This window comes from Lyngbya confervoides BDU141951, assembly GCF_000817775.3.
GTDB classification, from domain to species: Bacteria; Cyanobacteriota; Cyanobacteriia; order Thermosynechococcales; family Thermosynechococcaceae; genus Lyngbya; species Lyngbya confervoides.
On the sequence record NZ_JTHE03000061.1, the window covers coordinates 1 to 14097 of the forward strand.

The 14097-nt window shown below is 53.6% G+C and carries 11 protein-coding genes and 1 tRNA gene; 5 read left to right on the forward strand and 7 right to left on the reverse strand.

Annotated features, from left to right (window positions below; genetic code table 11):
• Positions 1-96: 96 nt before the first annotated feature.
• The 4 genes from QQ91_RS10635 (at position 97) to QQ91_RS10655 (ending at position 4320) form a co-directional block, all read left to right on the forward strand.
• Positions 97-258: a hypothetical protein gene (locus QQ91_RS10635; protein ID WP_201277074.1), complete on the forward strand. Its 162-nt coding sequence runs from the start codon at positions 97-99 to the stop codon at positions 256-258.
• A 133-nt stretch (positions 259-391) separates the two neighbouring features.
• Positions 392-634 carry a type II toxin-antitoxin system RelN family antitoxin gene (locus QQ91_RS10640; RefSeq protein WP_166274912.1) on the forward strand — a complete coding sequence of 81 codons (243 nt, stop codon included), beginning with the start codon at positions 392-394 and terminating at the stop codon, positions 632-634.
• Between the two features lie 380 nt (positions 635-1014).
• A complete protein-coding gene (hsdR, locus tag QQ91_RS10650) occupies positions 1015-3354 on the forward strand; it encodes an EcoAI/FtnUII family type I restriction enzme subunit R (RefSeq protein WP_166274914.1) in 2340 nt (779 codons plus the stop codon).
• 171 nt (positions 3355-3525) lie between these two features.
• Entirely contained in the window at positions 3526-4320 is a 795-nt protein-coding gene (locus QQ91_RS10655) for a DUF2797 domain-containing protein (protein ID WP_250833329.1), read from the forward strand.
• 18 nt (positions 4321-4338) lie between these two features.
• On the opposite strand, the gene QQ91_RS10660 is transcribed toward QQ91_RS10655, so the two are convergent.
• From QQ91_RS10660 to QQ91_RS10675, 4 genes are all read right to left on the reverse strand, one after another.
• Positions 4339-4412, reverse strand: a tRNA-Arg gene (locus QQ91_RS10660).
• A gap of 43 nt (positions 4413-4455) precedes the next feature.
• On the reverse strand, positions 4456-5025 hold the full coding sequence (locus QQ91_RS10665) for a PulJ/GspJ family protein (protein ID WP_166274918.1): 570 nt from the start codon (positions 5023-5025) through the stop codon (positions 4456-4458).
• A gap of 17 nt (positions 5026-5042) precedes the next feature.
• A complete protein-coding gene (locus QQ91_RS10670; protein ID WP_166274920.1) occupies positions 5043-5627 on the reverse strand; it encodes a GspH/FimT family pseudopilin in 585 nt (194 codons plus the stop codon).
• A complete protein-coding gene (locus QQ91_RS10675; protein ID WP_284707169.1) occupies positions 5605-6147 on the reverse strand; it encodes a type IV pilus modification PilV family protein in 543 nt (180 codons plus the stop codon). The genes QQ91_RS10670 and QQ91_RS10675 overlap by 23 nt, the downstream gene beginning before the upstream one ends.
• 189 nt (positions 6148-6336) lie before the next feature.
• Between QQ91_RS10675 and QQ91_RS10680 the strand changes: the two genes are divergently transcribed.
• Positions 6337-7758 carry an undecaprenyl-phosphate glucose phosphotransferase gene (locus tag QQ91_RS10680; RefSeq protein ID WP_166274924.1) on the forward strand — a complete coding sequence of 474 codons (1422 nt, stop codon included), beginning with the start codon at positions 6337-6339 and terminating at the stop codon, positions 7756-7758.
• Positions 7759-7797: 39 nt separating this feature from the next.
• On the opposite strand, the gene QQ91_RS10685 is transcribed toward QQ91_RS10680, so the two are convergent.
• The 3 genes from QQ91_RS10685 to QQ91_RS10695 form a co-directional block, all read right to left on the reverse strand.
• Positions 7798-9567 (reverse strand): ABC transporter ATP-binding protein, encoded by a 1770-nt coding sequence (locus QQ91_RS10685; RefSeq protein WP_166274926.1) that lies wholly within the window; start codon positions 9565-9567, stop codon positions 7798-7800.
• 111 nt (positions 9568-9678) lie between these two features.
• A complete protein-coding gene (locus QQ91_RS10690; protein ID WP_166275294.1) occupies positions 9679-12570 on the reverse strand; it encodes a glycerol-3-phosphate acyltransferase in 2892 nt (963 codons plus the stop codon).
• A 99-nt stretch (positions 12571-12669) separates the two neighbouring features.
• The gene (locus tag QQ91_RS10695) at positions 12670-14070 is read right to left on the reverse strand and encodes a DUF7305 domain-containing protein (RefSeq protein ID WP_166274928.1); all 1401 of its coding nucleotides are present in this window, start codon (positions 14068-14070) and stop codon (positions 12670-12672) included.
• Between the last annotated feature and the right edge of the window lie 27 nt (positions 14071-14097).

Sequence of the window (14097 nt, forward strand, 5' to 3'; positions counted from 1 at the left end):
TTCATCCAAATCAGAATGATTGCAGTGTAAGACTTTCAAGCTCTTTTGGCATCAAGCACCATTTTCCGATCTATGTGCTATGTCAGCAACCGTCAGATGTCTAACCAGACCCTTCGAGAACGATTCCGTCTCGCCCCTTCCAAAGCTGCAACCGTTTCCTTGATCATTGGTGCCACCAAAGATGCTGGGTTGATTAAAGCGGATGAGTCGGAATCAGCTTCAACTCGCTATGCTCGCTATCTACCCTTCTGGGCTTAGAGTGCTTTAACGCAAATTCAAATGGAGTCCTCAAATATCTTAAACCCCTTATAAATCAAGGCAAAAAGTGTTTTAACGCAAAAATGGACAACACTTTTAAGGCTCATTATGATCGTAAAGCTTAGGTATAGACATGAAAGCAATAGAAACAACAGGCAGCATGGACGAAAATGGACAATTGACTCTCGACAGCGCTTTAGATGTCACCTCGCCTCAGCGAGTACGGTTGATTATTCTCCTGACAGAAGAAGACTCCGCTCCCGACGAAACCCCAACCCAAGAGGTCATCGAAGGAATTCAGCAGGGATTCAAAGAAGCCCTGAGTGGGCAAACCCTGCCCCTGGCATCCATGTGGGAGGGCATTGATGCCGAGTGAACCTCCTGCTGTTGAAATTTCCCTTACAGTTCGATTTCAAAGCGATCTTCGCAAACTTGCTAAACGCTACCGCTCCATTCGCTCAGATTTAGCCCCTCTGATTTGAACAACTGCAAGCAGGTCAAACTCCAGGCGATCGCATCACCGGGACTCAATATCAGGTTTTCAAAGTTCGTCTCAAAAACAGCGACATCCAAAAGGGCAAAAGTGCTGGCTATCATCTCATTGACTACCTAAAATCCCAAGAGAGGGTCATTCTCATTACAATTTACTCAAAATCAGATATGTCGGACGTGAGCAACAGTGTTATCCACGCAGCGATCGCCCAATATGAGCAACATCCTCAAATTGACCCTTAAATATTCCTGCTCGCCTTTTGCATGAACGAAGCCGAAACCCGCGCCGAACTCATTGACCCCGCCCTGCGCACCGCTGGCTGGGGCATCGTCGATCGCAGCCGCATCCGGCGAGAAGTCATCGCCCCCGGTCGCTTGCTGGGCAACGGACGCCGCGCCCCCGCCCAATTTGCCGACTACGTCTTAGAATATCGCGGCCATAAACTCGCCGTCCTCGAAGCCAAAAAACGCAGCGAACCCGATACCCTCGGTGTTGCCCAAGCCAAAGACTATGCCGCCAAACTCGAAACCCGCTTCGCCTACTCCAGCAACGGCGACGGCATTTATCAAATCGACATGCGTACGGGTAAAGAAGGCCATATCAGCCACTACCCCAGCCCCCAAGACCTCTGGACTGCCACCTTTAGCGAAGACAATGAGTGGCGCGATCGCTTTGCCGAAATTCCCTTCGAAGATCGCAGCGGCACCTGGGAAGCCCGTTACTACCAGCACAACGCCATTCAGCACGTCCTAGAAGCGCTCTGTGCAGGGCGCGATCGCATCTTGCTCACCATGGCCACCGGCACCGGCAAAACCTTCGTGGCCTTCCAACTCACCTGGAAACTGTTTCAAAGCCGCTGGAACCTCAGCCAAAAACCCACCCATCGCCCCCGCATCCTGTTTTTGGCCGATCGCAACATCCTCGCCGACCAAGCCTTTAACGCCTTTGCCTCCTTCCCAGAGGACGCCCTCGTTCGCATTGACCCCAAAGCCATTCAAAAACGGGGACGAGTTCCTAAAAACGGCAGCGTCTTCTTCACCATCTTTCAAACCTTCATGACCGGGAAAGATGCGCAAGGCAACCCGGCCCCCAAATTCGGCGACTATCCCCCCGACTTTTTTGACTTCATCATCATTGACGAATGCCATCGCGGTGGAGCCAAGGACGAAAGCTCCTGGCGGGGAATATTAGACTACTTTGCCCCAGCCGTTCAATTGGGTCTCACCGCCACCCCCAAACGCGAAAATAACGCCGATACCTATGCCTACTTTGGCGATCCGGTCTATACCTATGCCCTCAAATCCGGCATTAACGATGGATTTCTCACCCCGTTTAAAGTGTGCCAGTTTGAAACCTCCCTGGATGAATACCTCTATAGCCCCGACGACGACCTCATTGAGGGGGACATTGACCCAGACAAGGTTTATACCGAGTCAGACTTTAACCGCATCATTGAAATCGAAGAACGGGAACGGTTTCGCGTCCAGCAATTCATGGCGCAGATTGACCAAAACCAGAAAACCCTGGTCTTTTGTGCCAATCAAGACCATGCCTTAGCCATTCGGAATCTGGTTAACCAAATCAAAATCAGCCCCGACCCCAATTATTGTGTCCGCGTCACCGCGGATGAGGGCGAACGCGGCGAACAATTCCTGCGAGCCTTCCAAGATAACGAGAAAACCACCCCCACCATTCTCACCACCTCCAAAAAACTCTCCACCGGCGTCGATGCCCGTAACGTTCGCAATATCGTTTTACTGCGCGTCGTTGGCTCCATGATCGAGTTTAAGCAAATTGTCGGGCGCGGCACCCGCACCTTTGAGGGCAAAGACTACTTTACAATTTACGACTTCGTAAAAGCCTACGAACACTTTAACGATCGCGAGTGGGATGGGGAACCCGCTGCACCCGTCCCCATGCGCCCTAGCCGAACCAGTGAAGCGCCTGGAGGGTATGGGACGAGTGTGCATGGGATCGAGCAGGGATCCTCCTCCAATCCAGATCCAAAACCTCGGAAAATTATCATCCAGTTAGCTGATGGTAAAGAACGCACCCTGCACAGTTCAATGCAAACATCGTTCTGGAGTGCAGACGGTAAACCCATTTCTGCGGCCAAATTTGTAGAACGACTCTTTGGAGAGATCCCAGATTTGTTCAAAGATGAAGAGGAGTTGCGACAACTTTGGAGTCAGCCTGACACCCGCAACGCGCTGCTCGATGGGTTAGCAGAACGTGGCTATGGCGATGATCAACTCAAGGAAATCACTCGCTTGATTCAAGCCGAAAACAGTGACTTGTATGATGTTTTGGCCTATATCGCCTACGCCAAACATCCCCTGACTCGCCAGGAGCGGGTGATCGCCCAGAAAACTTTAATATTTGCCAAATATGACGGCAAGCAGCGTGATTTTTTGGACTTCGTCTTGCAGCAATATGTCCAGACCGGCGTTGGGGAACTCGACCCAGCAAAATTACCAAAGCTTTTAGAACTGAAATATCATGCGCTCCACGACGCGCTCCAAACGCTGGGAAACAGTGCGACGATTCGCTCACTTTTTGTAGAATTCCAACAATATCTGTATCAGACGGATCGCGTAGCCTAAAGCAGTTTGGGGAGGGAGCGATCGCGCCTGCACACAAGATGGAATCAGACTCTCCCCCCCCAAAGGATCTATTCAGCAGCAGTGTGGCCCTGAGTCATCCGCTAATATTGAGATTCCCCCTAGCCAGTCACAAAGCCCAAGCCCATGAACCTGCAAGGCACCTTGCGCAAAATGACAACCCAACTCAACGCAGAGGTTGACTATGCCTTGCCCATCGGCGATCGCGCCCTTCCCCTCAATCCCCTGATCGGCCAGCCCCTCGAACTTGAATTTTCAGGCCGGATTTATTGCCAGCATTGCGGCCGCAAGACGCCCAAAAGCTACTCCCAAGGCTATTGCTACCCCTGCATGAAAAAACTAGCCGCCTGTGATCTGTGCATCCTCAAGCCCGAGCAGTGCCACTATCACCTAGGCACCTGCCGCGAGCCGGAGTGGGGCGAAACCCACTGCATGATCGATCATGTGGTGTACCTGGCGAACACCTCCGCCCTCAAAGTCGGAATCACCCGAAGCTCTCAAATCCCCACCCGCTGGATTGATCAGGGCGCCACCGAGGCATTGCCCATTTATCAGGTGAAATCGCGCCATCTTTCTGGACTCATCGAAGTCCAAATCGCCAAATTAATGAGCGACAAAACAAACTGGCGCACCCTGTTAAAGGGAAACGGTGCTTCCCTTGATCTGAAGGCAAAGGCCCAGGAAGTTGAGGTCCAGATTGGCGAATTCATCCAAACGCTTCGGGAAGCCTACGGGGAGGATGCCGTGCAACCCCTAGAGGCCGAGATCACCACCATTCAATATCCCGTTCACCAATTCCCCCCTAAAATCACTGCTCACACCTTTGACAAAACCCCGCTGGTAAGGGGCCATTTAAGGGGAATCAAGGGCCAATATCTGCTGCTCGATACCGGAGTCATGAATATCCGAAAATTCACCGGATACGAAGTTGCGGCCCGACCGGGTTAGGTCCAACGTGCCGAGAAACGGGACTGGCGCGATTCGAACGCGCGACCTACCGCTTAGGAGGCGGTCGCTCTATCCTGCTGAGCTACAGCCCCAAGAATATCGCCACTCCATCATACCGAAAGACTCTCATTCTGGTTAGGATCCACCGCGAACCATGACCTGGCGAGAAGCTGACCAGAGTTGATTGTCCGGTAGCAATCCTGCCAGACAAACCTGGAGATACCCTTGCCCTTGCAACACAACCTTAACGCCTGAGGCCTGCACCACCTCCCCAGGGGGACTGGTGCAAAGGGGGGATCGATCCGAGAGACCATCCACTAGGGGCTGTGGCTGGGACATTGAGCTAGATCTGCGGAGCAAAAGGTAGGGACCCCGCCAGCGCCGCGCTTCTTTGGGCACCACAAAGTAGGCTGTTTTAGAACCATCCGGGTAAACCAGCTCAAACAGTCCATCCTCGGGTCCTGGCAGCGTCACCACAGTCGACAGCTGACTTGCCGAGTGAACGTCATCGGCAATAAAGTCAACGGCTCGATTCAGCTCCTGCTGCCGTTCAAATTCTGCATCTTGCTTATTTTCAGCCTCCAGGATTAACAGCAAGGTTCCCCAGGCCATTGAGACAAAGATGCCCAGAATCGCCGAGGCGGTCAAAAGCTCAGTCAGGGTAAACCCCTTACAGGGATTCCCACAGCACAATCGCGGTTGCATCGCCCCCTCCCCCGTCTCTAAGAAGATAGACAATCACTAGCCAGCGGCGAATCCAGTCTGCCCTGGTATTCCCCAGTCCGTCGCAGCCCAATGCCCACGGACATCACCAGGCAAAGGGGCCGAACCCTGGAATTGGGGACCGAAAGCACAATGGTGCCACTGTTGGCGGGATCGCGATTGCGCCCTTTGTAGTCAAAACTGATATGCCAGGGGCCAGAGCTGCGATTGTGCCGAAGCTCAACCTCCTTCAGGCGGCGATCGCCGGTGATCAGGCAAGACCCGGTAATGGTGGAGTCAACCCCAGGATTGACGGTAACGGTGCAGGTCTGACTTCTGCGGATGGCTTCGTTTTGCGCTTCGCGCAGCGCCCCTTGCAAACTCAGCAGCGCCCCCTCCAAACGCACCTGATTCAAATGATGGCGAAGACTGGGGGAAGCCATGGCCGCCAGAACACCCACCACCACCACGATGACCGCCATTTCTGTCAGCGTAAAGCCCTGATCAGGATCTAAGCCACGAGCAGGGACCCAGCCGCAGTCCCTTCGCCCTGGAACTGAGAAAGGAGAACGGCTGCGATGCTCAGGGACAGAAAAAGGCAACATCCGGAATGACCTCAGAATAGCGGGTACTCACTAGTTCACCGTCCTCTTCAGCATCATCGCCATCGACGTTGCGAAAAACCCGATGTTCAATTTTGAGCAGGTTGCCATCGGGGGTCGCAATTCGGCGCAGATAGTAGGGACGCTGGCCTAACATACTGGCGCGATCGCCCACCTCGGGCAGACTGCCGACCAGCATCGCCAGATAGGCTCGATCTCCGTCCGAGTCTGTGCCGCAATTATCCGTGCGATAGCCATCACGATCCTCGTTCAGCTCCAGCTCATTGGCCCAATAGCGAATTTCTTCTAAATCCTCCTGAATCCAATTGGAGGCCTCACTGATTTCTTCCGAGCGTACCTTAATGGCGGTGGCGGAAATCAAGGCCTGCATTGCTGTGGCCAGAAAGGCCGAAATGAGCAAAATTGAGATGAGGACCTCCACCAAGGAGAAGCCTCCTAGCTTCCGATCAGGGCGGCGGAGAGCCAGTCTCAGACATGATCTTGGGGGCAATGCAGGGATCATTTTGTCCAGAATCAGCACAAATGATGAAATTTAAGGACATTGTATCGGTTTTATCGGGGATCCTGAGACTCGATCCAGAAGATTTAATTTACGGGAATCCTAAGGTTATGATCCACACGGAGCAGCTCGCGTCCCCTGGCCGCTGGTGAGCGATATTCCCCATATCCACGCCCCCTATCCGCCCCTTCCATGCCCCAGCGCAAGAAAAAATCAGTCTTTCAGGTTATTAAGCTTTCAGCGAGACGCATCTGGGGCTTCCAACGGATTCTAGATGCCCTGGTTGCCACCGGATTGCTGCTGCTGTGCACGGTATACTTTGAGGCCCGGATCAATCAGGCCTATTTAATTTTGGCGGGCCTCACCCTGCTGTTAACGCCCCCCTTGATGAAGCTGGTCGGCGTGTATGATGCCCTCAATACCGACCGCCCTCAAACGCGCTTTCCCCAAATTTTAATGGGTTGGACCCTAGTGGCCACCCTGCTGATGTTTCTGGGGTTCTTTACCCAAACTTCGATTGTCTTTTCCAGACAGCTAATTTTTACTTGGCTGCTGATGACCCCCATCGCTCTGGGCGTTAATCACCAGTTCATTCACTATCTGCTCAGACACCTGCAGGCATCAGGCCACTACAGCAGAAAGGCAGTCATTGCCGGCACGGGTAATCTGAGTGCCATGCTGGCCGGACAACTGCGCAGCTCCCCGGAACTGGGGCTGGAGCTTTGTGGTTTTTTCTCCGACACCCGTTTTCCGAACCAGCCCACCCCGGCAGAATTTAAGCCCGCCCTGGGCACCTTGGAAGAACTGCCCATCTACGTGCGTCGCTATCGCGTGGATGTGGTGTATCTTACCCTCCCCCTGCATCAGGAATCTCAAGTGTCCAAACTGCTGAGGGACCTTCAGGACACCACGGCCTGCGTGTACTTCGTGCCCAATATCACCATGTTCACGCTCATGCAGGCCAAAACTTACGATATCAACGGTATTCCCCTGATTTCAGTCTGGGAAATCCCCTTTTCTGACCTTCAGTACTTTCTAAAGCGCATCTTCGATATTCTGATAGCGACAGCAGCCCTGATAATCCTCAGTCCCTTGATGGTGGCGATCGCGGTGGCGGTGAAGATCACCTCGCCTGGCCCCATCCTGTTTAAGCAAAAGCGCTACGGCATCAGCGGGCAAGAGATTAAGGTCTATAAGTTTCGGTCCATGACGGTGCTAGAAAATGATAGCGAGGTTAAGCAGGCCACGAAGGACGACCGACGAATTACCCCGGTGGGCCGCTTCCTGCGTAAAACCTCCCTGGACGAGCTGCCCCAGTTTTTTAACGTGCTCCAGGGACGCATGAGTATTGTGGGTCCTCGACCCCATGCGGTGGCCCACAACGAATATTACCGTCAGCGCATCCAGGGCTACATGCTGCGCCATCTGGTTAAGCCCGGCATTACCGGTCTGGCCCAGGTGAATGGCTATCGCGGCGAAACCGAAACCCTGGACAAAATGCAAGCCAGAATTGACTATGACCTCAAGTATTTGCGCCAGTGGTCCCTTTGGCTGGATATGGTGATCATCTTCAAGACGGTACTGGTGGTTTTGAAGCGGCAAAATGCCTATTAAGGCCGATTCTTGCAGCAATAAAGCCCACCGAACACCGCCCTAGCCCTTAAGCTGCGCCTCAAGCTGCTGCTGACTCCAAAGGTGACGGTACAGTCCAGGAGTTTGCAGCAGCTGTCGATGGGTACCGGACTGCACAAGTTTCCCGTGATCCATCACCAAAATCTGATCGGCGATCGCGGCGGCGGAGAGCTGGTGGGAAATAAAAATCACGGTTTTGCGGCGATCGGTGTGGGCAAGCTGCTCCAGAATAAAGGTGGCCGTCTGGTTATCAACGCTGGCCAGGGCATCGTCCAAAATGAGAATGGGTGCATCGGTCATGAGTGCCCGTGCCAGGGCCGATCGCTGGCGCTGCCCTCCCGATAAGGTAATCCCCCGCTCTCCCACCGGTGTCTCGTACTGTTTGGGAAAGTTTAAAATCTCTTCGTGGATTTTGGCCTGTTGGGCGGCCCCCTGAACCGCAGCCAAGTCGGCCACCGGGTCGCCATAGCGAATGTTGTTTTTGATGCTGGCGCTGAACAAAAAGCTGTCCTGAGGAACATAGGCAATGGCGGTGCGCAGCGCCTCTAAGGGCAGTTGGGTCACGTCATAATCGTCAATCCAGAGCTGACCCGGCGGCACATCTAACAGCCGTGGGATACAGTTAGCCAGGGTTGTTTTCCCCGATCCCACCGGCCCAACAATGGCCACCATCTGTCCCGGTTTAATCTGAAAGGAGACCTGTTTCAGGGCCTCTTGATCTGCGCCGGGATAGCGGAGGGAGAGATCCTGAGCGCGAATTGCGCCCTGCAGATCTAGGGAGTTGGCAGCAACCACGGCATTTTTATCGGAAATGGCCGGTTGCACCGACAAAATTGCCTCAATGCGGTCGAGACTCACGATGCCCCGTTGGTAGGCTGTAATGGTAAATCCTAAAATAGCCGTGGGAAAAATCAAGCGTTCCACGTAGAGCAAGAGCGCCACAAAGTCACCCACGCTGATAGTCCCGCTGGCAATGGCGCGGCTCCCCAAACTCAGCAGCACCAGCAGGCTAATGCTAGCCACCCCCCCCAAAAAGGGAAAGAGCGTATTTTGGGTCAGAGCCAGCTTCAGATTGGCCTGGAGCAGGCTATGGTTAAATTCGCCAAAGGCTCGATGCTCGTTTTCTTCCTGGGCATAGATTTTGATCAGCGAGATGCCGCTCATATCTTCCTGAATCAAATCGCTTAAGTTCGACAGCGAGGTTTGCACCGCACTCTGCTCATCGCGCAGTCGCTGGCTGAACACCTTCACCACCAGCATAATGAAGGGATAAACCGCAATGGAAAGCAGCGACAGGACAGGATCAATTCCCAGCATCAGCGGCAGGGTAATGACATAGGCAAAGGCGGTGTTGGCAATACTCAGCACAGCAAACCCCACCAGACGACGGATGTTATCCACATCGCTGGTGGCTCGATTGATCAAATCCCCTGGCGTGTTCACCGCGAAGTAGGCAGGCTCTAGCTGCAGCAGGTGATCAAAAATCCGTTGCTTGAGGTCAAATTCCACCTGCCGCCCCGCCCCAAAGAGCAACACCCGCGATCCCATGCGAATGGCCCACATCAGGGTGGACAGGGCCAGCAACACCAGCACATCCTGCTGAACTTCGCTAAATTCAAAGCTGGTTTGGAACTGATCGATGGCACCGCTAATCAGCAGCGGCAGGTAGGCACTGATGCCGTTCACAATGAACAAGGCCCCAATCCCCAAGGTCACCTTTTTCCAGTGGGGCTTGAGGTAGGACAGTAGCTTCTGCAAAGAGGAGGGTTGCTTGGAATCCGAAGGGGTCATTGAATTATGCTTGCAGCCAGTCACGATTATGCAGCCCACCATCAAAGGCCAGGTTCTACCGCCAGAACCACTACATGTGAGTTGATCCTAAAGCAATTGTGTGACAAACCGTTAACCGACAGGGGCATCTGGGGGCGAGGACAGCAGCTCCACCACACCGCTCCCACCGTTGATTCTGACCCGTTGGCCGTTGTGGAGACGCTGAATAGCATGTTCAACATCCATCACCGCTGGAATGCCATATTCTCGCGCCAGAATAGCGCCGTGGGAGAGTTTCCCCCCTACTTCGGCAATAATGCCGCCCGCCTGCGCAAAAATGGGTGCCCAGCCTGCATCGGTAAAGGGAACCACCAGCACCATCTCCCGACTGATGTGGGTCGGCATATCCTGGAGGGAAGGAATGATCTGGATGATGCCCTCCACCTCGCCCGCACTGGCCCCGATTCCCACCAGTTTGGTGTGGGTGCCGTTTTCCGCAAAGCTCACGTTGGTCAGGGGAGGCGCGGCGCCGTAGAGAACCGTAGGCACGGTTTTCAACGCGGTCCACTGGACCAAGGCTTGCTGGCGCGAGGCAATCAGGGCTGACCATGAATCCGCTTGCCTGGCGGGTGCGCCAAGCTGAGCTTCAATTTCAGGCCAGGTCAGCAGGAAGATATCCTCTCGCTGGGTTAAATGGCCCGCCGCCACCCACTCATCGGCGATCGCCAGCAGGGTCCAGCGCAGATGGGCCAGCAGGCGGTTATAGATCTGGGCGGCCTGTCCCTTCAAATTGAGATAGCGCTGCAGCGAACCGGCTTTGCGTCGCGGCGGATCGGGGTTTGCCGCTGGCGTCTCGCCCTGTACCAGAACCTTGAGGGTTTTGGCGATAACCTGGGGGTCTTCGCGCCAGGTGGGCACGGAAATATCCGTGGCCACTTCGCTAAGGTAGCCAAATTCCTGCAAAAAAGCCTCAAATTCAATTTGAAGAGTCGGATGGGTGCCACAGCACTCCAGAATTTCCTCCACCTCCCAGGTCTCCCCCTGCGGAGGGGCAATCTGCCGCAGCTGCTGGGCCAGATGGTGGAGCTGCTGCAGGGCAGCCACCTCCGGTAAAACCGATTGATCGAGTTCGGCCATCTGCCGCTGGGCGATCTTCTGCCGCAGGGCCACGGTTAGCGGCACTAAAATTTGGAAATAGGTCACCCGGTCCAGGGTCTCCAGAATGGTCTGAATCCGCGCTAGCTGCTGGGGGGCCGGGAGTTCAACCGGAGATTGCGCCTCCAGTTGCGCGAGCACCGGCTGAAAGGATTGGTTTGCTTGTTTTTTAAAGGTTCTCGGTAGAGCAAAGCTGCGCCGCACCAGCCGCAGCAGCCCCGGCAGCGATCGCAGCACCGCCAGGCCGCGCGGTGGGGTCATGGGAGCGCCCCGCGTCAGAAACTCCAGGCTCTCTGGGGGCAGCCCCATGCGCAGGAAAATTTTGCCTAACAGACTGGCGTTAAAGTAGGCTCGTCCATAGTGAAGATCGGCCGTGCGTTGAAAGTCGAGATCGGCGCTGCGAGAAGATCCCAACACAATCTGAAAGATGCGGCCCCACACAGAACAGGTCAGGGGCTGATTAATGGACCAGGTGAGGGGGGGAATAATCCCTGGAATCACCTCCGCCGCAATTTTACGGGTCCAAATGGGCAGCAGGGTGGTAATCGGTCTGGCCTGCAAAACCCAAAGTGTTTGACCATCGTAGGTCCATTCCACATCCTGAGGCACTCCCTGAAAGGTGGCCTCAATGCGTCGGGCCAGATCCGCCACAGCCGTCACTAGGGAAAGGGGGAGGTCTCCCGGCTCTCCCTCCACCTGTTCGGGCAGGGGGGGCTGACCGGGCGGGACTTGATCAAAGCAAACGGCGTAGGTTTCCGGCGTTTTTTGGCCAGACACCACTGAACTGGCAAAGCCGGGCAGACCTTCAATCACCACTTTATTATTCCAGCTCTCCAGGGGATCGCGGCTAAAGGCTACTCCTGAAAAGACACTCTGAATTTGCGGCTGCACTAGCACCGCCATGGCAGCTTCTTGAATTTGATGGCGATCGCGATATTCCACCGCTGCGGGGTGATCAAAGGAATCTTGACAGGTGGCAATCGCATTCAGGAGCATGGCGGAGGAGGTGATATCCAGCACCGTTTCATACTGTCCTGCCGCAGAGGCCTCCTGGGTATCTTCTCCCACCGCTGAGGACCGGGCCACTAGCGGATGCTGGGGATCGGGCTCAAAGCGTTGAGCAAACTGTGCCGGATCATCCCCAGCGAGCAGCACCCAGCCGGGGGGAACAGAATATCCAGCCTGTTTGAGCTGAGATAAATTGGCAGCCTTTGATCCAACAGTGGCCGGGTTAAGGGGCTGATCTAGTGAAAGGATAGGGCCGGAACCTTTGAGAAACTTAAACATGGCACCATGACGTGCAGAGTGAGCAGGCAAATCCAGATCATCCTGGATGCGGGTGTAAATCCAGCCCAGCAGCCCTGCCAAAATCATGGCCGCTAGGGTTTGGTTGAGATCCTGGGTTTGGATGGCAATGATCAATGGCAATAAAAACAGTACCAGCAGTTTGGATCGCTGGCGATTGCCCACAATAATGAAAAAGACGGCGCTAAAGAGAAACAGCGAAAAGGCAATGCGCCAGTTGTAGGCAATGACGCCCCAGACCACGTTAGTAGTCCCGGCCCCCCGGCCAATAAAGTAGCGCCCCAGGACCAAAAAGCACAGCGCCAGCAGATGAATAGCTGGGCTTTGCGGGAAAAGCTGCTGGGCAATCCAAACCGCCGCCACGCCTTTGAGAGCTTCGGAAATCACCGCCAAAACCCCGACGACCGTTCCCCCGTGGTAGAACGCCGCCGAAACCCCAACATTTCCGGTGCCCAACTGGGCCAGGTTTTTACCTGAAACCAGCTGGGTCAGAACCCGCACGATGGGCAAGGCCCCCAGAATAAAGGCCAGGGCAACGACCTGAATAAATTGAATCAACCCCATACCACTGAATTGAACACCACGCTGATTCAGGATCATGGCATTATTTTCTGGGAAAGATGGTCGATTCGCGACAACTCTTAAGGTTATGGCAGTCTCTAGTTAGCGCTGTTGACGTTCCCAGGCCGTAATTGGCTGTAGTCGATTTCCCAGGGTTGAAATATTCATATTTGGCCAAGGGGAAGGATAATCCGTTGTCAGGAAAAGCGACCTCTGAAGAAAATAGGGTTCACCGCTACCGTTCACATCATCAGAGGTCGAATCTGGATTGTTTATATAAAATCGCTGTGCCCAAACTCGGCCAAAGAATTGAGGACTAAAGCCAGATCCTTGCAGTTCAACTCTGCCATCGGGCACGTAAGCAATAAATGGAATGGAAGGACTCTGTGACGCGCCCAGCGTTAGCTGAGCATCATTGCCTAGCAGATAAAACTGAAGTGATGATAGATCCTCTTGATCATTGTTATTCACAACTGGATGAGTTGCCACAGCACTTGTTACCACAGAAACATTTCCGCAAGATACAAGAATTAACTGCGCACCAATTTGAATGTTAATTTTTCCCCCGTTAATATCAATTCCCTCTGTCGTAACGATCGTGATGGTATTCCCACTTTTGATCGTTAATTGCTCGTTAGCATCTAGATCAATGGATGGAGGGGGAGGAAATGTCCCAGAAGAAGGAGGACAGTGACTTGAATTATTTTGATCAGAGCTTAATCTCAATTGATAAGTGTACTGGTCTCGACCTGATTCTTCGTCCTGATTACGAGGTAAGGTTATTGATTCTTGAATCGCACTAGTCAGCACAATATCGTTAGGTTGTTGAGGTAAAGGTGGAATTACGTAATCACATGGTGCAGCAGATCCAACACCGACATTGTTAGGCGTGTCCGCAGGAATCACAGGAAGACGAACCGTTAACTCAGTGACTCCTCCAGTGGGCTGAGAACTGGCATTTAAAGGACGGTTATCGGTTCCCTGTATTTGCAAGATACCTTCTTGACGATCAGGATCAAACTGATAACTCATCAGACGAAAGCGTCCTTCCAAACTCTGTGCCCCTCCCGCTGCCGAACGAGTAATATCATTCCAAGCCGTGTAGTTTGGCGACGTGATTGATGAGCTAAGCGGGAATAGATTCGCATTGAGATAGCTGCTACAGCTAGGTCTGGCATTAATTCGGGTAGCTAATTGACTCCAGTCCAACAAACAATCATTCGAGTTACAGGTGGATGGTACCGAGGCAAACTCACGATATTCGTTAAGAAACGATTGAAATTTAGCAATTCCAGTTTCTGCAGCAGCCAAGCTATCCGAAGTCGATCGCTGAGAGATCGATGCAACTTTGCCCTGATTGGAACGAATAATCATTGTCATGGCAATAATCATCATGACAACGCCCACACCGATGGCAATGGGCAAGGCAAATCCTTGATCTAACGTAGAGGGCAGGGACAAAGCATGCTTACTAAAGCGATCGCGTTTGAAACACTGGAGCATGGAAATCAACTCACGTCAAAAGCAGTT